This window comes from Pseudomonas sp. BP6 (assembly GCF_017875935.1).
GTDB lineage: Bacteria > Pseudomonadota > Gammaproteobacteria > Pseudomonadales > Pseudomonadaceae > Aquipseudomonas > Aquipseudomonas putida_Y.
This window is the reverse complement of the sequence record NZ_JAGINI010000001.1, coordinates 4,713,033-4,734,481: the sequence shown is the minus strand read 5'-3', so window position 1 is coordinate 4,734,481 and position 21,449 is coordinate 4,713,033. Positions and strand designations below refer to the sequence as shown.

The window sequence follows — 21,449 nt, the reverse complement described above, 5'->3', positions numbered from 1 at the left end:
TAAATGGGTTGTTGTAGCTGGATCTTCATTCTGGATGTTGGGGCAGGCTGACCCTCGGAACTTCAATGTAATCACTGAGCACCTTAAGCCATGAGCTCACATCGCATTACGGGATATCAGCAGTCCATTGTGAGCAACCTGTTGGTCACAGGTGGGCGGGCATGAGAGACTTACTACAAGTTAGACCGCTGTTTGGGATATTGCAGGTATCGCGCAAGGGCCGGAAAAAGCTTGAGATTTCGCGTTTTTCATGAATCTTGTGATTTGACCAAGCTAGAACTCCCTGCTCTTGGAACAATGAATGCCTAGCCAATCGAAACCCAGGTTGAACCTGCGTATTGTACTGCTCACGTTTGCGTTGATCAGCGCGGCAGCCACGCTTGCCAACACATTCTGGGTAATGTTCAAAACGCAAGAGCAAGAGCTCATTGGGAACGCGCTTGATGCTAACAGAGCTTACGCTCTGCGCATCGCTACAGGCGTAGAAGAGGTACTGAGCTCGGACCTTGATCGTCTCGGATACAGCGCGACGATTGTCGCAGAGAGATTCACCGATCAGCAGCAACTAGAGCTTGAGGTTCGACGGCTGCTCGGACAGGATGAAAGCTTCAATTCAGTGCTTATCGCCAATGCCGACGGCACCATCGTTGCGTCCGCACCAGAGCTTTTGCACCTGAATGGTCAAGCGCTTCAAAAGCGTGAGCCGCTGCAGCGGCGTCAGCCAATGATCAGTAATGCCTTTGAGTCCCTCTCCGGCAATCTGGTGGTTTTCGTTTCCTATCCGGTCTTCGATGTGCAAGGGCAATACCTTGGGCTCGTGGGGGGCACGCTTCGTTTGGCGCAGGAGAATTCACTGCGAGCCCTGATGGATTTGAACCATCGACAAAATGGTGCCTACGTCTTTCTCGTGGACAGCCAGCGTCGTGTGCTTTACCACCCTGATCCTCGGCAGATCGGCAGGATCATCAAGCAAGACAAGATCGTTGATGCTGCATTGAGCCAAGCGCTTGGCTCCATCCGGGCGGTGGATGGTCAGGGTAATGAGATGCTTGCGGGCCATGCGATGATTTCCAGTAGCCACTGGGGGATAGTTTCTACGCAACCCATGGCTGGCATTCAGGATTCATTGTGTACGAGTGCGCTGAAGGTCGCCAAAGGCATCATACCGCTGGGCTTGCTGGGATTGCTGCTGATCTGGTGGCTGGGCATTCGGCTCTCCAGGCCATTGTCTCGCTTGGCGGACAGTGCCAAACGGTTGGACTTACCCGAAAGCTATGAGCGCATCAGCATGATTCCTGTGGACTATGCGGAGAGCTGGCAATTACGTCGAGCGCTTTTGCTCAGTGCTTCTTTATTGCAGGAAAAAATCGGCACGCTCAACCGCCAGGCTCAAACAGATGCACTCACGGGGTTGGCCAATCGTCGGGCAATGCAAGACGCACTTGCCGTCTGGTTGGAGACGAAAAACTCAATCGCTGTGATTTCGCTGGATATTGATCATTTCAAGCGTGTGAATGACACCTATGGTCATGCCGTCGGTGACGAGACACTCAGTGCGGTGGCCGCGTTGATGAAGCAGAACGCTCGGCCCAGCGATCTGCTTTGCCGTACTGGCGGTGAAGAGTTCGTTGTGCTGCTTCCCGAGAGTTCGATCGCAGCGGCGACAGCTCTCGCGGAGCGGTTACGTCTCTCGATAGCATCGGCCGACCTGGAAACAGTAGGCCACATCACTGTTTCACTGGGCGTGGCGCTGTGGCGGCCTGGCGACTCTATGGCCGAGGTTTTCGATAAGGCAGATCAACTGCTCTATCGTGCCAAACAGCAAGGGCGTAACCAGGTGGTAGCAGAAACACGATCAAGGGTAATCGAACGAGTGCACTGATACACCCTATGCCGGGGCGTGCTATACCCTAAGCACTTGCAGCACTGGTGCAGTCTGGCTTAGCTTCGTGGGTACCCCGCCGCACTGCTGACAGCGAGCAGGTGTAAGGCCTTTATCAACGGAGTGATTCGTCTTGTCGATACGCATCATGGTGGTAGACGATGATCCTTGGATGTCTGAGCTGATCCGCCAGATGATCCATGCTTCTAGGCCCGCGACCGAGGTCGAGTGCTTTTCTTGTGTCGAAGCTGCGATGGCGGCGTGGGCATGTGGTCACTACCAATTGGTGTTGTCTGACTGGAATCTTCCCGACGGTGCAGGCATCGACTTGCTTCGTTTTATACGCACGTCTGATACGGAAATACCCTTGGTGGTCATTACTGAGCGCTCTGACCGGCAGAGCGTTTTGGAAGTAAGGCAATTGGGTATCAGTGCTTACATCACTAAACCTTTTGATGTTCCTGCCGTCATGGCAAAGATCAATGCACTGTTGCCGGATGACGAACTGGCCCCGGCGGCGCCTGCCCTCAGTGATAGCCTGGATACTTACCTGAGTCAGTTGTCGGCTTCCGATCTGGACCTTCCACTGCTTTCCAGTGTGAAAGAAAGCCTCCAGCAAGCCTTCAGTGGTGTGCCGATGGATTTCCGCGAGCTGGCTATGCGCTGGCAGAACGAGCCGGCGCTGTGCGCTTACCTCATTTCGGCTGCGAACAGTGCCGCTTATGGCGGTGGGGTACAGCCGTGTGAGGGCTTGGCGCAAGCGTTGACACGCCTTGGCGGGCGAACGGCGCTCAACCTGGCGATAGCGATGGCATTGCGCCAGGCATCGGTCGTTGAAGACCCGCTGATTGGATTATGGTTACAAGAGCAGTTTGTGGCCTCGGAGCGCTTGGCGGAGCGGGTTGTACCCCTCGCCAGGCAATGCGACCTGGACCCGGCGCCGCTGCATGCCGCTGCGTTACTTCACCGAATCGGCGAACTGTGTGTCTTGTATCAGGCTGATCTTTGGGCAGGGCGCGGACATGCAATTGATGACGATATGCTATCGCTGGCGGTTGCGACTTATGGCCGCGCTTTCGCGCTTGCACTGAAGGCGCGTTGGGCACTGCCGATGTCGATGCGTGATTTGATCGGCGCTGTATATGCTTTGCCAAAGTCCCATGTTCACCGCAATCAGGTGATCATGCGCCTGGCGGCTGCGCTCGAACACGATGAGCCGACGGAAACGGTCGCACGTCTGAAAGCCTTGGCGGGGCTTGTCTGACTGCGCAATTCGCAGCTGATCGTCTACGCTGACGCTTTGAAATGGATTTCCAGGAGTCACACATGCTTGATCTGGCAGATCAGATGAACTCTGTGATCCTGATCGTTGATGACCAATCAAGCGATCGTGAAGTTCTTCAAGGGTCTGTCAGCAGCTTCGGTGAGGTTCATGTTGCCCATGACGGCCGTGAAGCGCTGCAGGTGGCCGGGGAATACCGCCCCGACCTGATCCTTATCGACATCGAGTTACCCGACATGAATGGCTTTGCATTGTGCCGGGCGATCAAGACCGACCCAAAGCTCTGTGACGCTGCCGTCCTGTTCGTCAGCTCCCATATCCAGTGCGACAATCAAGTTCGTGCCCTGGAGTTCGGAGGGGTTGGCTTTATCCAGAAGCCTATCAATGTTCCCGTGGTAAGGGCCCATGTACGCGCCCACCTGAATCTGCGCAATGAAGCCAAGCGCTTGTCCTATTACGATGCGCTAACTGGCTTGCCCAACCGTCAACTATTCACGAACCGCGCAGCACAAGCGATCCAGCAGGCCCAGAGCAACGGCAGCAAGGTCGCGTTGTTACTGTTGGATCTGGATCATTTCAAGAGCATCAATGACTCATTGGGGCATTCAGTCGGGGATGCCATTCTAAAGTGCGTCGCTGAGCGTTTGGCCAGCAGCGTTCGGCCGCAGGATACGGTGAGCCGGCCGGGAGGCGATGAGTTCGTGATTTTACTGCCGCAAGTGGTCCGGCTAGAAGCTATTGGGGACTTGTGCGAACAGTTATTGCGGACGCTTGCGTCCCCGATGCAGATTGGCGAGAAGCGTTACAGCATTACCACCAGTATTGGTGTCAGTATCTACCCCGAAGACAGTATCGACCTGGAAGCGCTTTACAGTCACGCCGATGCAGCCATGTATCAGGCCAAACGTGAAGGCAGGAATCGCTCCCGCTTCTTTTCCCGGACATTGGAAACCAGCACCCGTGCCAGGCATATGCTTGAACAACATATGCGCAGCGCCTTGGAACAGGGCGTCTTCGAGGTTTTCTATCAGCCGAAAATGGATGCCCGAACGGGGTGTATACGTGGCATGGAAGCGTTGATTCGCTGTCGACAATCCGATGGTACGCTGCTTTCACCAGGTGAATTCATTCCGGTCGCAGAGGAGACTGGATTGATTGTTCCGCTGGGGCGTCAAGTACTGACGCAGGCCTGTAAAGACGCCTGCCTATTGATGGAATCAGGATTTCAAGTACCCGTCAGCGTCAATATTTCCGCTGTTCAATTTCGTGAAGATAATTTCTTCGACATGATACGTAGGGGGCTCAAGGACTCGGGGCTTCCTGCGTACCTGCTCGAACTGGAAATCACGGAGGGCGTGTTGGCAGACAATGTCGTCAAGGCGCGAGAAACACTTGAGGCACTGAAACGCATGGGTGTGCGGCTGGCAATCGACGATTTTGGTACCGGCTACTCTAGCCTGAGTTATCTCAAGCAACTGCCCATCGATGTGCTGAAAATCGACCAGAGTTTTGTGCGCGACATGCTTGACGACCACAGTGATGCCGCCATCATCGAAGCCATTGTGCGTATGGGCCAGGCGCTGGGGTTGGAGCTGATTGCCGAAGGTGTGGAAAACCAGGAGCAGGCGATCAGCCTCATGGCACTGGGTTGCTGGCTGATGCAGGGATATCACTACTGCCGACCAGTACCGTTCCTGCAACTGCAACAGATGCTGGAGACCGGCAATCTGAGGCCAATCTAGCGCAATCGATTTTTCTCGTTTGGCCAGCCGCTGATGTGGGGTGAAATTGAAAGATCGTATTCTGAAGCTTGGATCTGTTACAGCGATGATCGCTGTGTTTGTCGCAGGCCTGGCGGTTACCCTTATGACCTCCTACGTTCTGATGAATCAGAACAGGGCGCATGCCGAGGCTGCATTGACCCGTGCAGTCCAGCGTACAAGCGATGCTGTTGCTGCTCGCATCCATCTTTATGAGTTCGGCTTGAGAGGGGCGCGTGGTGCTCTTCAGGTCATGGGCGAGCAACAGGCCAGCCGTCATGGCTTTTTGACTTACATCAAGACTCGAGACCTCGATACCGAGTTTCCGGGGGCCCGCGGCTTCGGTTTCATTCGTCGCGTTCCAGCCAGTGCCGAAGCGGCTTTCCTGCAAAAGGCCAGGCTCGATGGCAAACCTGATTTCACGATACGCCAGCTTACGCCACATGAGGGCGAGCGCTTCGTCATTCAGTACATCGAGCCTCAGGACAAGAACCTGGCAGCGGTAGGCCTGGATATCGCGTCAGAAAAGAACAGGCGAGAGGCTGCTGGCGCGGCAATGCGCACGGGAGCTGCGCGTCTCACGGGTCCGATCACCTTGGTCCAGGCAACGGGCAAACCGCTGCAGTCATTCTTGTTCCTGCTGCCGATCTACCGAACGGGAAATACGCCGGATACCGTTGCCGAAAGAGTGGCACAAGGTTTTGGTTGGAGTTATGCACCGCTACTGACCGAAGAGGTCCTTACAGGGCTGCCATTACCATCCGATGGAATTCGGTTGCATTTGCGTGACGTGACCGATGCGGCCGCCCCTGTGCAATTCTATGAGCGCAATCAAAATGGCGGGGAACAGCAAGAGGTCATGCGCACCCATTTGACCCAGTTGGTTTTTGGTCGTCGCTGGGAAATCGAGTTGGTTGCATACCCCTCTTTCGTGCAGGAGTTACGCCAGTTCTCCCCCCGCAGTGCCTTTGGCATCGGGCTGTGCAGCACCCTGTTGATCACGGCATTGGTGGGGGTTTTCAGTGTCAGCCGTAGACGTCGACGCGACGTTCTGGCGGAACAGGCCAAGCTCGCAGCCATTGTTGAGAACTCCAACGATGGAATCATTGGCCAGACCCTGGATGGCATCGTCACGGCCTGGAACCATGGCGCCGAGAAGATTTTTGGCTATGGCAGCGATGAAGTACTGGGCCGCACTTTACTGGGCCGGATATTGCCCTGCGAGTTGGCGGACGAGGAAGTGCATTTGCTGGAGAAAATAGCTCGCAGCGAGCGTATCGAGCACTTTGAGACCCGACGAGTGCGTAAAGACGGCCAGTCGTTAGACGTTTCGGTAACAGTCTCGCCTATTTGTGATGCAGCAGGGCGGGTTGTTGGGGCCTCCAAGACCGTTCGCGACATCACCCAGCAGAAGCGGGCAGAGGCACGCATTCTGGAACTGAATGTTGGCCTGGAACATCAGGTGGCCGAGCGCACGACAGAGCTGCGCGAGCTGAATGCCCTGCTGACCAACGTCCTGCACTCGGCATCACAGGTCTCGATCATCGCAACCGACCTCGAGGGCATCATCACCGTTTTCAACAAAGGGGCTGAGCAATTGCTTGGCTACACGGCCGAGGAAGTCGTTGGCCTTCGCACCCCCGGTATGTTCCATCTGGATGAGGAAATGGCACAACGAGGCGAGGAGTTGAGCCGGGCCTATGGAGAAACGATAGGGGGCTTCCGCGTTTTTGTGCACAAGGCTTCTCTGGGCGAGGCGGAGGTTCGGGAATGGACGTACGTGCGCAAGGACGGCACGCGTTTCAGTGTTACGTTGCTGGTCACCGGCATGCACAATGCCGATGGCAGGTTGAGTGGATACCTGGGTATCGCTATCGATATCAGCCGGCGCAAGCAGGTAGAGGAGCGCTTGGCCGACAGCCTGGCACTGACACAGACCATTCTCGATACAGCCGTCAACCCTGTCATCAGGATCGATCGGACAGGGCTGATTCAGTCTTGCAATCGTGCTACGCAGAACGTTTTTGGCTACCAACCTGACGAGCTTGTCGGCAGTGACGTTGGAGTCTTGTTGCCCGCTTTATTCGAGGGTGACTTGTCGCTCTCGCAGGATGCGCTTGGTGATCCGGCCAGCAGCAATATGACCGGGGTTTCCCGAGAAGTGGAGGCTCGCCGCAAGGATGGGCTTATCTTCCCCGCGCAGGTCACGCTGGGCTGCATGCAGATTGGCGGTCAGCCCATGCTCGTCGCCGTGCTCTTCGATCTTTCCGAACAGCGGCGTCAGCATGATGCCATCGCTTCGGCACGCGACCAGCTGGCCTTGGCTTCGGATGTGGCGAAACTGGGGGTGTGGACGTGGTCTCCCGAAGACGATGATCTGCAGTGGAATGATCGGATGTTCGAGATTTATGAACAGCCGCTCGCCTTGAAAGCGGTTGGCCTGAGTTACAAGCACTGGCAGGAGCGCCTGCACCCCGACGACGCTGAAGTTGCCGCCCGATTGCTACAGGGATTACTTGATGGGAACGGCGTATTCGAGACACTGTTCCGTCTTCAGTTACCCGGTGGCGGTATTCGTTATGTTCAGGCCGCTGCCAGGATCGAGTATGTTGCTGAAACAGGCTGCCGGAAAGTTATAGGCATAAATCGCGATGTCACGGTAGAACATGAGCTGCAGTCACGCTTGTTTCTCGCTAAAGAACAGGCGGACGCGGCCAATGCCGCCAAGAGTGCTTTCCTGGCCAACATGAGCCATGAAATTCGCACACCCATGAATGCTGTGCTGGGCATGCTGCATTTGGTTCAGGCCACAGAGCTTGATGCGCGGCAGCTTGACTATATCCGCAAGGCGCACGGCGCTGCCAAATCGCTTTTGGGGTTGCTCAATGACATTCTTGACTACTCCAAGATCGAAGCCGGCAAGCTGCAGCTCGATCCACATCCCTTCGAGATCAATGGGCTGATGACGGACCTTGCTGCGGTGCTGGGGGGCAACCAGGCAGATAAGGATGTCGAATTGTTGTTCGATCTCGATACCTCATTACCCCCATGCCTGGTGGGCGACAGCCTGCGTCTGCAACAGATTCTTATCAATCTGGCTGGCAATGCGCTCAAGTTCACTGAGCGTGGCGAGATTACCGTTAGCATCAGAGTCTGTGATCGTCGGCCCGATGCTGTTCGGCTGCGAATTTCTGTGACCGATACGGGAATAGGTATCAGCGAAGAGCAACTCCAGCGGATCTTCGACGGGTTCAGCCAGGCCGAGGCCTCTATCAGTCGACGCTATGGTGGGACGGGCCTGGGGCTGGCGATCTGTAAGCGGCTGATCGAGCTGATGGGCGGCACCCTGAGAGTGGACAGTCAGCCAGGGGCGGGCAGCTGTTTCTGGTTCGAGCTGGAGTTCGCTTTGGCGAATACCATTGAGACAGAGCACACGACAGTTTTTCCTGACCTCAATGTGTTGGTGGTCGACGACAATCACACGGCCCGCGAAGTACTTGCTAGAACTGCTGTCGCGTTAGGATGGCAGGTCGATCAGGCCAGTAGAGGGCGAGAGGCGGTGGAGCGCGTGCTAACTGCCGCGAATGTGCGCCCTTACGATGTAGTGTTGATGGATTGGCGCATGCCGGATGTCGATGGTCTGACTGCTGCTCGCCTTATACGGGACTCGCTCATGGATTCTGCGCCGGTAGTGGTGATGGTTACTGCGCATAGTCACGAGGTGTTCGCGAGTTTACAGCAGGGGCCACAGGAGCCTTATGTTGCGGTCTTGAGCAAGCCAATCACCCCTAAGCAGCTTGCCACTACTGTGGGGCTTGCAGTTTCAGGTACGCAACCTTCCAATGTCACTGGGCCCGTGAGCCCGCTATCCAGGCTCGACGGTATCAAGTTATTGGTGGTTGAGGATAATCCGCTCAATCGCCAGGTGGCTCAGGAACTGTTGGAACTCGAGGGGGCCAAAGTGACGTTGGCTGAGGGGGGGCAGCAGGGTGTCGAGGCCGTGTTGAATGGCGTGCAAACCTTCGATGCGGTACTGATGGATATCCAGATGCCTGACATGGACGGGCTGGAGGCAACCCGTCGGATTCGTCAAAGCCCCCTTCATTGGGGCTTGCCTATTGTCGCCATGACTGCAAACGCCTCAACCTCCGAGCGTGAGGCGTGCCTGGCCGCAGGAATGAATGAACATGTAGGCAAACCTGTTGATCTGGAAAACCTTGTAGCGGTTCTCAGGAAGCTTCTGGACCGAGAGGTGCCTGTCCGGCCGGCCATTCAATCGAGCGACTCGCCGAGCGATGAGTCAACCGAAAGTGTGTTGCGGCGCTTCGGCGGTAACTTGACACTGTTGCGTAATGTGCTGCAGCGTTTTCCAGATGAGATGCGACAAAATCTTGATAAACTGGAGCGGCACTGCAGCAACGGCGAAAAGGCCGGTGTGTTGATGCAATTGCACACCATCAAGGGCAGTGCCGGCACCATGGGTGCTAGTGGGCTATCCGCGCTGGCTGCCGAACTGGAGCAGCGCCTCCTGCAGGCGTCGCCGGAGGAGGGGCAGTCGTTCATGGCCAATCCTCGGTGGCTATCGCACCTGCACATGCAACTCGCGTCTGACTGCACACGGCTCAATCTTGCCTTTGTCAGTCCCGTGGTGTTCGCTACTGAACGACCACTTGCATTCACGGACAGGGACTGGGAAAGTGAATTAGGTGGCCTGCGAGCGCTGTTGGTCAGCAGCAATCTCGTCGCACTCCAGCGAGCTGAGTCCTTGCAGGATGCGGTACCGTTACACAGCAAAGCGATCTTTGACGCGCTTAAGCAGGCCGTCGACGATCTAGATTTCCAGTCAGCCACCCTGTGGTGCGATAAGCTGACCGATTCACTCAAAAGGAATGTTGATGAACGATGAATCTGGACATCCAAAGGTCAAGCCGCGTTTATTGATCGTGGATGACCAGGCACTCAATATCCACGCGCTGAATGAGTTGTTTCGTGCTGACCATGAAATTTACATGGCCATGGATGGAAATAAGGCAGTGGATATGGCCCTGACACAGTTCCCGGATTTGATCCTGCTCGATGTGATGCTCCCCGGCATAGACGGCTATGAGGTATGTCGTCGACTTAAGGCCAGTCCGTTGACGGCGGCCATTCCTGTGATATTCGTAACCGCCAAGGGGGAAGAGGCGGACGAGGCAAAAGGACTTGAGCTTGGCGCTGTTGACTACATTAGCAAGCCATTTCATCCCGGTATTGCCCGCGCTCGGGTAAAAACCCATCTGACTTTGAAGTTGCAAAGCGACTACTTGAAGAGTCAGGCGTCGATCGACGGTTTGACAGGCATAGCCAACCGACGAGCGTTCGAGCAACACCTCCATGCAGCTTGGAGTCACTTGTGCCGTGACGGAGGGTGGCTGGGTCTGATTCTTGTCGACATCGATTACTTCAAACGCTTCAATGACCACTATGGGCATCTAGCGGGGGACCAGTGCCTGCGCCTTGTTGCAGCGGCTCTGGACAGTGGGATCAGACGACCTTTGGATATGGTTGCGCGCTATGGCGGTGAAGAGTTTGTCTGCGTTCTGCCCGGCACCCACCTCAGTGGCGCCGCTACCGTTGCTCAGCAGTTATCTGATGCTGTGGAGAATCTGAAGATCCCTCATGTGGAGTCATTGGTCGCTGACCGGGTGACTATTTCACAAGGTGTAGCCTGTCTCCAGCCTAAGCAGGGGCAGGACGCACATCAGCTTGTAGGCCTGGCAGATCAAGCTTTGTATCAGGCCAAGGAGAGTGGCAGAGCAAGGTTCAGGCTTTCTGAGGTATGCAACAGCAAGCTGCAAAGTCCTTCAGTCGGTCACTGATAGTACACATCGGACTGAGCGTCAAGAATGTGCTCTCTGGAACCCTATCGTATGCGTCCGGCTAATCCACCTTACGGTAAATTGCCATAGGAGGGTATATGTCCCATCGGGTATCAGTGCAATAAAGTTGCGAGTTCGAGTATTAAGCAGTGCCCTGATTTTAATACACGATATTTAAAGCGCTGACTGGTGCCATTGAAGCTTTATTTCCTGCCATTGGGTGTCTGACAACCACTTGTCTGCCACCGGAAAGAAAATATTCTCCTCAGCATCCATATGATCATAGTATTTCTTGATGAAGTCTTCGATCGTGTCGGCGATTACTCTCGCTTCCTGCGTTGAGTGCTCCAACATCTTGAGTTGTCCGGCAATTCGCTTGAAGGCTTGATGATCTTGCTCGATATCCTTGACCCGTTGGTGGATCGGGGCCTCGGTCGCTAGCAAGGCCAGCCGAATAAGCTCTTCGTTTTCATGGTGGTGCCGCTCTGCATCACCATGCAAGGCTTCCAGTTGCTTAAACAACAGCTTGCGGTCATCGGCACCCGCAGATCCGTGCCTTATCCTCTCCAGTAACTCTTTGATCTGATTAATTTTGGTGGCCACCTCATGATGATAGGCGTGCAGCTCTTTCAACAAGGCGTTCATATTAAATCCTCATCGCCACATCAAGCCTTCACAGATTAAATATCATTAATCAGCAGTCTTCGAGGGTAGCAGCAGGTGTCGGCTTGCATCTAATCATTTTATTATAGTCTGGCGCGAAACGCTCACCTCAAAAAAATCCTCTTCATTGGAAGATTTCGAAATATCAACTTGATGTCCATATACGCTGCAAGAAAAAGCAGGCACACCAAGACCGCTTGCGACAGCGGGGGGCTGAGCGCAACTGGAGGTGCAAGTGGCTTCGTTCTACGGGCTGAGGTAGGTGTTGGAAAGCCGCGGATTGTGAACGCTTTTTAAAGGCTTGTTGAATTAAAAAGCCGGCTTGTGGCCGGCTTCTCGGGGACGCTTCCGACTAATTTATGGTAAGCCGCAATCGCCTTAACTGTGTGGCCATCAAGGGCCTGAAAGAGATGGCAGATGCCCGTGTGGGATATCGCCGAGCCCTCTGGACCGCGGCTTGCGCCGGTCGGGGCTTAATGTGCGGCGTAGCATACAAGGGCGGGCGCAGGATGCCCAGCAAAAAATTGCGCAGGGTGCTTCAACTGGGCCGCTGCTGGCGCAAATGTGACCAGTGGAACACCCAGCCAAGAATTTCCAGGCCCTGCGCCTGGCGCTGAGCAGGGGTGTAGCGTTCGACCGCATAGTTGCGCCGGTCATGGCTGTGCAGGTACAGGGTGTCGTGCGGGCCAAGACTGAGGTTGTTCACCCTGAGCATGCCGTTTTGCAGCAGGGCATAGGTTTCGCCCTCGACCACCTGGGTCATGCCCAGGTCGATGGCCAGGGTCGCTTCCAGCGGAATCAGCGGGAGCATGTTGTTGGCCGGCATTGCCAGGCAGATTGCATTGCTGGCTTGCACGCCCAAGCCCTTCAGGGTTTTTGCCGGCAAGCGCAGGTGCTTGCTGCCCACCGGCGACAGCAAGCCGTTGCGCACTTCGTAGTAGGGCACCTTCAATACCCGGCCACGATGTTCCCACAGCGGGGTAAGCGGATTGGCGGGCGCTGGCCGTGGAAGGCCGTTGCGCAGGAGTGGGTTGGGGTATTTGGGGCCTTCACCGGTGCGCAGCCAACGTCGGTGCACACAGAACAGATCGGCCAGTTCGTCCAGCCGGGCCAAAGGTACACCGCGTTTGAACCAGTTGTTGACGTGCTGTGCTGTGACGCTGCGCTGGGCGGCGAAATCGGAAGGGGTCAGGCCACATTCGTGGAGCAGGGCTCTGAGGCGGTCGCCGGAAGTGTTCATGGCGGCGAGTGTAGCGGCGGGTTGCCAGTAAGGAAATGAACCGGGTGTTGACGGGATTTGTACGAAAAGAGGCTGTTTGTAGGATGCTGGTGTAGGACTGTGTAGGATTTGTTCCCAGCAGTGAGCGCGTTCCATTCAGGCATGAAAAACCCCGCCAAAGCGGGGTTTCCCTGCAGTCGAAATCAGCCCTTGTAGGCAGCGACCGATTTGGTGATCGCGGCACGGGCGGCGTCGGCGCCTTCCCAGCCTTCGATCTTGACCCATTTGCCCTTCTCGAGATCTTTGTAGTTGGCAAAGAAGTGCTCGATCTGCTGGATCAGCAGGGCTGGCAGGTCGGTGTATTCCTTGACGTCAACGTACAGCTGCGACAGCTTGTCGTGAGGAACAGCGATGACCTTGGCGTCGCCGCCACCGTCGTCGGTCATGTTCAGCACGCCAACCGGACGGGCGCGGATAACCGAGCCTGGGGCCACTGGGTAAGGGGTAACCACCAGCACGTCCAGCGGGTCACCGTCGTCAGCCAGGGTGTTCGGGATGAAGCCATAGTTGGCTGGGTAGAACATCGGGGTAGCCATGAAACGGTCGACGAACAGCGTATCGCTGTCCTTGTCGATTTCGTATTTGATCGGCGCGTGGTTGGCCGGGATCTCGATGGCGACGTAGATGTCGTTCGGCAGGTCTTTGCCCGCCGGAATCTTGCTGTAGCTCATTGGGCAGTGCCCCCGTGTTTGACCAAAAAGTGGCGGCGATTATAGGCACATTCTGCCGGGGCACGCCACGCTTGGCCTGATGTGCGGGCCCGTCAGGCGTGGCTTTCGCGGTACTCGGGGTGTTCCGCCTGCAGCCGGCACAGGCGCGCCAGCGGGTCTTGCCGGTAGAACTTCGACAACTGGTGGTAGACCTGTGGATAAGCCTGATGTAGCAGGTCGGGGGCACTAAAGAAGTACTCGCTGGTAACGGCAAAGAACTCTGCCGGGTTTTCCGCAGCATAGGGGTCGATGGCGGTTTCGGCTGCGGGGTTGGCGTCCAGTTGCTGGTTGAGGTCGTCGTAAGCCTGCTGCATGGCTGTTGCCCACTCATCAACTGGCATGCTGCTGTGCAGTGGTGGCAGGCCGTTGGCATCGCCATTGAGCATGTCGAGCTTGTGCGCCAGTTCATGGATGACCAGGTTGTAAGCCTCCCAGCCACCACTGGCCTGCACGCCGTTCCAGGCCAGGATGATCGGCCCCTGCTGCCAGGCCTCGCCGCTGTGTTCTCCGTCCCACACATGCTCCACGCCACTGGCATCGCGGTGGCGCTGGGGGCTCTTGAAGTCGTCGGGGTACAGGATGATTTCGTGGAAGCCTTGGTACCAGTTCAGCTCACCCAGGTGAAGCAGCGGTAACTGTGCCTGGGCAGCCAGCATCAGGCGCTGTTCGTCGTCCAGTTCGACCCCGGGCAGGCAGGTGAGGTGCTTGTCGAGCAGGAACAGGATGCAGGCTTCGCGCAGCCAGTGGTCTTCAGCGTCGCTGATGCCGTCCAGCATCGGCAGCCGCTCGCGTACGGCCTGCCATTGCTGTGGCGTGATCGGGTAACGCGCCAGAGTACGCTTGCGCCGCCAGGCGCTGAATGACCACATGCGGTTCGTTCTTTACCTGTTCAGTGAGCCTTGGCCGTGCGGCCCAGGCGCCCACGCAGCAAGCCGAGAATCATCGGCACCAGCGACAGGATGATGATGCCCACCACCATCAGCGAAAGGTGCTGCTTGATGAACGGCACGTTGCCGAAGAAGTAGCCCAAGGTGACCAGGCCGCCGACCCAGAGCAGCGAGCCGGCAACGCTGAAGCCGAGGAAGCGTGGGTAGTGCATGTGAGCGATGCCCGCGACGAACGGTGCAAAGGTACGCAAGATGGGCAGGAAGCGCGCCATGGTCACGGTCTTGCCGCCATGGCGTTCATAGAAGTCGTGGGTACGCTGCAGGTAGTCGCGACGGAAGATCTTGGAGTTGGGTTTGTTGAACAAGCGCTCGCCGGCCGTTCGGCCGATCACGTAGTTGGTGCTGTCGCCCAGGATTGCAGCGGCCATCAGCAGGCCGGCCAGCAGCACCGGGTCCATGCCGCCACCCGCCGCGACGGCGCCGGCGATGAACAGCAGCGAGTCGCCCGGCAGGAAAGGCATCACTACCAGGCCGGTTTCGCAGAAGATCACGGTGAACAGGATGGCGTAGATCCAGGGACCGTAATTGGTGACCAGCAGATCGAGGTAGGCATCGAGATGCAGGATAAGGTCCAGCGGGTTGAAATCCATGTACAGCACCTGTGTTCTTGGGCGTAGGCTTGGTTACCGGGGGAAGGGTAAATTTTCACACATGACAGGTGAGCCATTATACGGCTAAGTGAGGATCATGCCCGGGGAGTTTGTAGCGGGGGGTTACGGTAGAGGGGGATTCCTTTACCAGCTTCTTCGCCGGCACGCCCGCTCCCTCAAGGATCACTACCTTGCTTGTGAAAGCGGGCTTGCCATCGATGCGGTCGGTGCCGGTCAGTCCTGACTGATCGGCAGGATGTAGCTCTTGAACTCGGTATCTTCACGAAACCCGATGGATTCGTAAGTCTTGTGCGCAACTTCATTATTCGCGCTGGTCGACACGCGCATGCGAACAGCATTGGTCTCTTTGGCCATTTTCTTCGCTTCGCGGATCAGGTGGTCGGCGACCAGCATGCGCCGGGAGTCCTCAGCTACATAGATATCGTTGAGAATCCATACCCGCTTCAACGACAGCGACGAGTAGCTCGGATACAGCTGGCAAAAGCCCAGCAGTTTACCGTCGTCATCATCCGGAAGTGCCAGGTAAATCACCGATTCATCCCGCTTCAGGCGCTTTTCCAGAAAGCTGCGCGAGCTGTCGGGATAGGGCAACTGCCCGTAGAACTCACGGTATTTGACGAACAACGGCGTGATCAGGTCGAGGTGTTCCAGGGTTGCCTTGATGATGCGCATGTGCGGCCCTCAGAGTCCATTTGGGAAACAGCGGATTGCAAGCAGCGTTCAAGGGCATGCTGCCCAATGCACGACACAAGTGCAATCCGCCTTCCGTGACAGGTTTTTTACCCTTTGCCGAGCAGGAAGTTACCTTTCTGGCTGGCGCTGTCTTCATTCTCCAGGCTATGTACCTCGGCTTCGTCCTTCAGATTCACCCCGGAAAGCTGCCGCCGGCAGGCTTCGCGCATCAAGTACAACAGGCGGTGCGCCGCCATGCCATAGCTCAGCCCCTCCAGGCGGATATTGGAAATGCAGTTGCGGTAGGCATCGGTCAGGCCGACCTTGGGTGCATAGGTGAAATACAGGCCAAGGCTGTCGGGCGAGCTCAGCCCCGGGCGTTCACCGATCAGCATCACCGTCATCCGTGCGCCCAGCAGCTCGCCGACCTCGTCGGCCACTGCCACACGGCCCTGCTGGACCAGCACCACCGGGGCGCTGGTCCAGCCGTCGGCGGCAGCCTGTTCCTCGAAGCGGGTCAGGAACGGTAGCGTGTGGCGATGCACGGCCAGTGCCGAGAGGCCGTCAGCCACCACGATGGCCAGGTCGACGCCGCCGGGGTTGGCCTGGGCATGCTGGCGAAGGGTCGCAATCGAGTCTTCGTTCAGCCGGCGGCCAAGGTCCGGGCGCTGCAGGTACTGGTGGCGGTCGCTGGCAGCGCTGTGCAACACCAGGCTTTCGCGCCCGCGGTCACTCAGCTGGCTGGCCAGGCCGGCGTGGTCGAAAGCCAGGTGCACGGCATCTCGTGCCTGGGCATGGGCGAACTGGAAGTCCAGCTGCGCCCCGGTCGGCAGGCTGGTGCCGGTGCGGCCCAGGGCGATGCGCGCCGGGGTCAGGTTGCGCAGGGCCAGCCAAGGGTTGTCGGGGGTAGGCGTGCGATGGTCCATGGTCATCCCTATGCAAGCTGTGCCAAGGCCTGGCGGAAGGCCGGCGGCAGGTTGTCACCGAAGCGCACCCGGCCATCGGCCTGGGTGAAGATGCCGGTGCGGGCCAGCCATGCCTCGAATTCCGGCCCGGGCTTCAGGCCCAGGGTCTGGCGCGCGTACAGCGCGTCATGGAACGAGGTGGTCTGGTAGTTGAGCATGATGTCGTCGGAGCCGGGGATGCCCATGATGAAGTTGATGCCGGCCACACCCAGCAGCGTCAGCAAGGTGTCCATGTCGTCCTGATCGGCTTCGGCATGGTTGGTGTAGCAGATATCGCAACCCATCGGCACGCCCAGCAGTTTGCCGCAGAAATGGTCTTCGAGGCCGGCGCGGATGATCTGCTTGCCGTTGTACAGGTATTCCGGGCCAATGAAACCGACCACGGTGTTGACCAGGAACGGCTTGAAGTGACGGGCCACGGCATAGGCGCGGGTTTCGCAGGTCTGCTGGTCGACGCCGTGGTGGGCGTTGGCCGAGAGCGCGCTGCCCTGGCCGGTTTCGAAATACATCAGGTTCTGCCCGAGGGTGCCACGTTTCAGCGACAGACCGGCTTCGTAGCCTTCCTGCAATACGTTCAGGTTGATGCCGAAGCCGGCATTGGCCGCCTCTGTACCGGCGATGGACTGAAACACCAGGTCCAGTGGCACGCCGCGGTTGATCGCTTCGATCGAGGTGGTGACGTGGGTCAGTACGCAGGACTGGGTGGGGATGTCGTAGCGCTGGATGATGGCGTCGAGCATTTCCAGCAGGGCGCAGATCGAAGCAATGCTGTCGGTGGCCGGGTTGATGCCGATCATGGCGTCGCCGTTGCCGTACAGCAAGCCGTCGAGAATACTGGCGGCAATACCGGCCGGTTCGTCTGTCGGGTGGTTGGGTTGCAGCCGGGTCGACAGGCGCCCGCGCAGGCCCATGGTGCCGCGGAACCGGGTGACCACGCGGATTTTCTGTGCCACCAGCACCAGGTCCTGCACGCGCATGATCTTCGACACGGCAGCGGCCATTTCCGGGGTCAACCCGGGCGCCAGGGCGCGTAGGCTGTCTTCGTTGGCTTCCTCGCTCAGTAGCCAGTCGCGCAGGCCACCCACGGTCAGGTGGCTGACCGGGGCGAAGGCTTGGGCATCGTGGGTGTCGATGATCAGGCGGGTAACTTCATCTGCTTCGTAAGGGATCAGCGCTTCATTGAGAAAATGCGTCAGCGGAATATTGGCCAAAGCCATCTGCGCGGCGACGCGCTCGGCGTCGTTGCTGGCCGCCACGCCTGCCAGGCAGTCCCCGGAGCGTGCCGGGCTGGCCTTGGCCATCACGTCCTTGAGGCTGTCGAAGCGGTAGACCAGATGGCCGACCGTGTGTACGAAACTTGCCATACAGAATCTCCAGAGCCGCGGGTTGCCCCGCGGCGGGTGGCGACGATCAGTGCAGGGCCTCTTCGGCCTTCTGGATCGCGGCGAATTCCTCTTCCGGTGTGCCCGCGACCAGGTGGTGGCGGCTGTAGAAAGCAAAGTAGGCAATTAATACCGCATAGATCACTGCAGCGCCAATGACTACCCGCGGGTCAACCAGGAATCCGGCGACCACGGCGATGCACGCCAGCACCAGGGCCAGACCGGAGGTGAAGATGCCGCCCGGGGTGCGGTATGGGCGTTCCATCTTTGGCCGGCGGATGCGCAGGGTAATGTGCGCAGCCATCATCAGCACGTAAGACAGGGTAGCGCCAAATACTGCCACCAGGATCAGCAAGTCACCCTGGCCCGTCAGCGACAGGGCAAAACCGATGATGCCGGGGATGACCAAGGCCAGTACCGGGGCCTTGCTTTTGTTGGTTTCCGACAGTTTGCGCGGCAGGTAACCGGCGCGGGACAGGGCGAAGATCTGCCGGGAATAGGCATAGATGATCGAGAAGAAGCTGGCGATCAGCCCGGCCAGACCGACCAGGTTGACGAAGCCGCCCATCCAGGTGGAGCCGCCGTAGGCCTTCGACAGGGCTTCGACCAGCGGGTTACCGGAGGCCTTCAGCGCCTCGGAGCCTGCGCCGCCCGGGCCGACCACCAGGATCAGCAAGGCGAAGGCCAGCAGTACCAGCATGGCACCGATCAGGCCGCGTGGCAGGTCACGCTTGGGGTTCTTGGTTTCTTCTGCGGCCAGTGGCACGCCTTCGACGGCAAGGAAGAACCAGATGGCGTAGGGGATGGCTGCCCACACGCCGACATAGCCGAACGGCAGGAAGCTGCTGGCGCCGACGGCGTCCGTTTTGGCGATGTCGAACAGGTTGGCCGCATCAAAATGGGGCACCATGCCTATCAGGAATACGGCCAGGGCAATGGCGGCAATGGCGGTGATGATGAACATCAGCTTCAGTGCCTCACCCACGCCGAAAATGTGGATGCTGATGAACACGATGTAGAACGCCAGGTAGATCATCCAGCCGCCGATACCGAACAGCGATTGGCAGTAGGCGCCGATGAACACCGCGATGGCGGCAGGGGCGATGGCGTATTCGATCAGGATCGCCGTGCCGGTCAGAAAGCCGCCCCACGGGCCGAAGGCACTGCGGGCAAAGCCGTAGCCGCCGCCAGCGGTGGGGATCATCGACGACAGCTCGGCCAGCGAGAAGCACATGCACAGGTACATGGTGGCCATCAGCAAGGTGGCCAGGAACATGCCACCCCAGCCGCCCTGAGCCAAGCCAAAGTTCCAGCCGGCGTAATCGCCGGAAATGACGTAGGCCACGCCCAGGCCGACCAGCAGTACCCAGCCGGCGGCGCCTTTTTTCAGTTCACGTTGCTGGAAATAGTCAGAGCCGACTTTCTCGAAGTCGACGGAAGAGCCTGCCGGCGATCCGGCGGAATGTTCGCTTGGCATAGATTCACCTGTTGTTTTTCTTGGTGGCCGGAAGGGTTCCGGGCCGATGGTGATGGGTACTGCAGGAAGCGAGCCAGAGCGGCTGGTGCACGGTTGCCGCCCTGGGGTCAGGGTATGCCGGCCTGGCCTCTTCGCGGGTGAACCCGCTCCTACAGGGATTGCGCAAGATTCAAGACCAGCGCAGGACCTGTAGGAGCGGGTTTACCCGCGAAGAAGGCGACGCGGTCTAGAAGAAGCCCAACGGATTGATGTCGTAGCTCACCAGCAGGTTCTTGGTCTGCTGATAGTGATCCAGCATCATCTTGTGCGTCTCACGCCCGACCCCCGACTTCTTGTACCCACCGAACGCGGCATGCGCCGGGTACAGGTGGTAGCAGTTGGTCCACACACGGCCAGCCTTGATGCCGCGGCCCATGCGGTAGGCACGGTTGATGTCGCGGGTCCACACGCCGGCACCCAGGCCGAACTCGGTGTCGTTGGCAATCGCCAGCGCTTCGGCTTCGTCCTTGAAGGTGGTGACGCTGACCACCGGGCCGAAGATTTCTTCCTGGAACACGCGCATCTTGTTGTTGCCCTTGAGCAGGGTCGGCTGGATGTAGTAACCGGTAGCCAGCGCACCTTCCAGCTTCTCGACCTTGCCGCCGGTGAGCAGCTCGGCGCCTTCGTCCTGGGCAATCTGCAGGTACGAGAGGATCTTTTCGAACTGCTGCTGCGAGGCCTGGGCGCCGACCATGGTGTCGGTGTCCAGCGGGTCGCCGCGCTTGATCTGCAGCACCTTCTTCATCACCACTTCCATGAACTGCGGGTAGATCGACTCTTGCACCAGGGCACGCGACGGGCAGGTGCACACTTCACCCTGGTTGAAGAACGCCAGCACCATGCCTTCTGCCGCCTTCTCGATGAAGCTTGGCTCGGCCTGCATGATGTCTTCGAAGTACACGTTCGGCGACTTGCCACCCAGTTCGACGGTGGACGGGATGATGTTCTCGGCCGCGCATTTCATGATGTGCGAGCCCACCGGGGTAGAGCCGGTGAAGGCGATCTTGGCGATGCGCTTGCTGGTGGCCAGGGCTTCACCGGCTTCGCGGCCGTAGCCTTGCACCACGTTGAGCACGCCAGGTGGCAACAGGTCGCCAATGACTTCGAGCAGGACGGTGATGCCCAGTGGCGTCTGTTCGGCAGGCTTCAGCACCACGCAGTTACCAGCGGCCAGTGCCGGGGCAAGCTTCCAGGCAGCCATCAGGATCGGGAAGTTCCAGGGGATGATCTGCCCGACCACGCCCAGTGGCTCGTGGATGTGGTAGGCCACGGTGCCTTCATTGATCTCGGCAGCACCGCCTTCCTGGGCGCGGATGCAGCCAGCGAAATAGCGGAAGTGGTCGACTGCCAGCGGAATGTCGGCGTTGAGGGTTTCGCGGATCGGCTTGCCGTTGTCCCAGGTTTCGGTGATGGCCAGCAGTTCGAGGTTCTGCTCGATACGGTCGGCAATCCTCAGCAGAACGTTGGAACGATCCTGCACTGAAGTGCGGCCCCAGGCGTCGGCCGCAGCATGGGCGGCATCCAGGGCTTTCTCGATGTCTTCGGCAGTAGAACGGGGGAATTCAGCGATCAGCTTGCCATTCACCGGGGAGGTATTTTCGAAGTACTGCCCCTTTACCGGAGCAACGAACTCACCACCGATGTAGTTGCCGTAGCGGTTCTTGAAGGAAACCTTCGCGCCCTCGGTACCGGGATGTGCATAACGCATGGTGTGTCTCCTTGGTATTGTGCTTTTTAGGGAGTTGAAAAGCATAGAGCAAGGGTTGGGCCAGTGTTGGCCGTGCCAGGCAAATCAATGACTTGGGTCATTTTTACCGGCCCTCTCAAAGAGGGGCTGTGCCGGCGTCGGTACGCCAGGGGTGACACTTTGTGCCGTTTGCGGCACGTCATCGGTGTGTGCATTGCAAAGCCTACCCGGGTGG

15 protein-coding genes are annotated in these 21,449 nt (G+C 58.1%); 5 read left to right on the top strand and 10 right to left on the bottom strand.

Going from position 1 to position 21,449, the window contains the following annotated elements; genetic code table 11:
• The first annotated feature begins 301 nt into the window (after positions 1–301).
• From J3A98_RS21445 to J3A98_RS21425, 5 genes are all read left to right on the top strand, one after another.
• The gene (locus J3A98_RS21445) at positions 302–1,882 is read left to right on the top strand and encodes a sensor domain-containing diguanylate cyclase (RefSeq protein WP_209968225.1); all 1,581 of its coding nucleotides are present in this window, start codon (positions 302–304) and stop codon (positions 1,880–1,882) included.
• Between the two features lie 133 nt (positions 1,883–2,015).
• A complete protein-coding gene (locus tag J3A98_RS21440; RefSeq protein WP_209968223.1) occupies positions 2,016–3,146 on the top strand; it encodes a response regulator in 1,131 nt (376 codons plus the stop codon).
• A gap of 62 nt (positions 3,147–3,208) precedes the next feature.
• A complete protein-coding gene (locus tag J3A98_RS21435; protein ID WP_209968221.1) occupies positions 3,209–4,906 on the top strand; it encodes an EAL domain-containing response regulator in 1,698 nt (565 codons plus the stop codon).
• Between the two features lie 46 nt (positions 4,907–4,952).
• Positions 4,953–9,830, top strand: coding sequence for a PAS domain S-box protein (locus J3A98_RS21430; RefSeq protein ID WP_209968219.1), 4,878 nt, complete (start codon positions 4,953–4,955; stop codon positions 9,828–9,830).
• Positions 9,820–10,782: a diguanylate cyclase gene (locus tag J3A98_RS21425; protein ID WP_245354977.1), complete on the top strand. Its 963-nt coding sequence runs from the start codon at positions 9,820–9,822 to the stop codon at positions 10,780–10,782. The genes J3A98_RS21430 and J3A98_RS21425 overlap by 11 nt, the downstream gene beginning before the upstream one ends.
• A gap of 174 nt (positions 10,783–10,956) precedes the next feature.
• On the opposite strand, the gene J3A98_RS21420 is transcribed toward J3A98_RS21425, so the two are convergent.
• The 10 genes from J3A98_RS21420 to J3A98_RS21375 all read right to left on the bottom strand — a co-directional run bounded on the left by J3A98_RS21420 (position 10,957) and on the right by J3A98_RS21375 (position 21,235).
• Positions 10,957–11,427 carry a hemerythrin domain-containing protein gene (locus J3A98_RS21420; protein WP_209968216.1) on the bottom strand — a complete coding sequence of 157 codons (471 nt, stop codon included), beginning with the start codon at positions 11,425–11,427 and terminating at the stop codon, positions 10,957–10,959.
• Between the two features lie 556 nt (positions 11,428–11,983).
• A complete protein-coding gene (locus tag J3A98_RS21415; RefSeq protein WP_209968213.1) occupies positions 11,984–12,685 on the bottom strand; it encodes an XRE family transcriptional regulator in 702 nt (233 codons plus the stop codon).
• A gap of 182 nt (positions 12,686–12,867) precedes the next feature.
• Entirely contained in the window at positions 12,868–13,395 is a 528-nt protein-coding gene (gene ppa, locus J3A98_RS21410) for an inorganic diphosphatase (protein WP_003255365.1), read from the bottom strand.
• 92 nt (positions 13,396–13,487) lie between these two features.
• Positions 13,488–14,303 carry a M90 family metallopeptidase gene (locus tag J3A98_RS21405; protein WP_209968211.1) on the bottom strand — a complete coding sequence of 272 codons (816 nt, stop codon included), beginning with the start codon at positions 14,301–14,303 and terminating at the stop codon, positions 13,488–13,490.
• 20 nt (positions 14,304–14,323) lie between these two features.
• Positions 14,324–14,971: a DedA family protein gene (locus tag J3A98_RS21400; protein ID WP_209968208.1), complete on the bottom strand. Its 648-nt coding sequence runs from the start codon at positions 14,969–14,971 to the stop codon at positions 14,324–14,326.
• Positions 14,972–15,205: 234 nt separating this feature from the next.
• Complete coding sequence (locus tag J3A98_RS21395; RefSeq protein WP_028697785.1) at positions 15,206–15,664, bottom strand: GNAT family N-acetyltransferase; 459 nt, start codon at positions 15,662–15,664, stop codon at positions 15,206–15,208.
• A gap of 107 nt (positions 15,665–15,771) precedes the next feature.
• Positions 15,772–16,590, bottom strand: a complete 819-nt coding sequence (gene eutC, locus J3A98_RS21390; RefSeq protein WP_103443583.1) for an ethanolamine ammonia-lyase subunit EutC — start codon at positions 16,588–16,590, stop codon at positions 15,772–15,774.
• An 8-nt stretch (positions 16,591–16,598) separates the two neighbouring features.
• The gene (locus tag J3A98_RS21385; RefSeq protein WP_104886750.1) at positions 16,599–17,993 is read right to left on the bottom strand and encodes an ethanolamine ammonia-lyase subunit EutB; all 1,395 of its coding nucleotides are present in this window, start codon (positions 17,991–17,993) and stop codon (positions 16,599–16,601) included.
• A 46-nt stretch (positions 17,994–18,039) separates the two neighbouring features.
• On the bottom strand, positions 18,040–19,488 hold the full coding sequence (eat, locus tag J3A98_RS21380; RefSeq protein ID WP_003255355.1) for an ethanolamine permease: 1,449 nt from the start codon (positions 19,486–19,488) through the stop codon (positions 18,040–18,042).
• A 226-nt stretch (positions 19,489–19,714) separates the two neighbouring features.
• Positions 19,715–21,235: an aldehyde dehydrogenase family protein gene (locus tag J3A98_RS21375; protein ID WP_021783950.1), complete on the bottom strand. Its 1,521-nt coding sequence runs from the start codon at positions 21,233–21,235 to the stop codon at positions 19,715–19,717.
• Between the last annotated feature and the right edge of the window lie 214 nt (positions 21,236–21,449).

Coding starts and splice junctions, on each gene's coding strand:
- J3A98_RS21445 (WP_209968225.1), top strand. CDS start 302: ATGCCTAGCCAATCGAAACCCAGGTTGAACCTGCGTATTGTACTGCTC.
- J3A98_RS21385 (WP_104886750.1), bottom strand. CDS start 17,993: ATGGCAAGTTTCGTACACACGGTCGGCCATCTGGTCTACCGCTTCGAC.
- J3A98_RS21375 (WP_021783950.1), bottom strand. CDS start 21,235: ATGCGTTATGCACATCCCGGTACCGAGGGCGCGAAGGTTTCCTTCAAG.
- J3A98_RS21420 (WP_209968216.1), bottom strand. CDS start 11,427: ATGAACGCCTTGTTGAAAGAGCTGCACGCCTATCATCATGAGGTGGCC.
- ppa (WP_003255365.1), bottom strand. CDS start 13,395: ATGAGCTACAGCAAGATTCCGGCGGGCAAAGACCTGCCGAACGACATC.
- J3A98_RS21415 (WP_209968213.1), bottom strand. CDS start 12,685: ATGAACACTTCCGGCGACCGCCTCAGAGCCCTGCTCCACGAATGTGGC.
- J3A98_RS21395 (WP_028697785.1), bottom strand. CDS start 15,664: ATGCGCATCATCAAGGCAACCCTGGAACACCTCGACCTGATCACGCCG.
- eutC (WP_103443583.1), bottom strand. CDS start 16,590: ATGGACCATCGCACGCCTACCCCCGACAACCCTTGGCTGGCCCTGCGC.
- J3A98_RS21425 (WP_245354977.1), top strand. CDS start 9,820: ATGAACGATGAATCTGGACATCCAAAGGTCAAGCCGCGTTTATTGATC.
- J3A98_RS21435 (WP_209968221.1), top strand. CDS start 3,209: ATGCTTGATCTGGCAGATCAGATGAACTCTGTGATCCTGATCGTTGAT.
- eat (WP_003255355.1), bottom strand. CDS start 19,488: ATGCCAAGCGAACATTCCGCCGGATCGCCGGCAGGCTCTTCCGTCGAC.
- J3A98_RS21405 (WP_209968211.1), bottom strand. CDS start 14,303: ATGTGGTCATTCAGCGCCTGGCGGCGCAAGCGTACTCTGGCGCGTTAC.
- J3A98_RS21400 (WP_209968208.1), bottom strand. CDS start 14,971: ATGGATTTCAACCCGCTGGACCTTATCCTGCATCTCGATGCCTACCTC.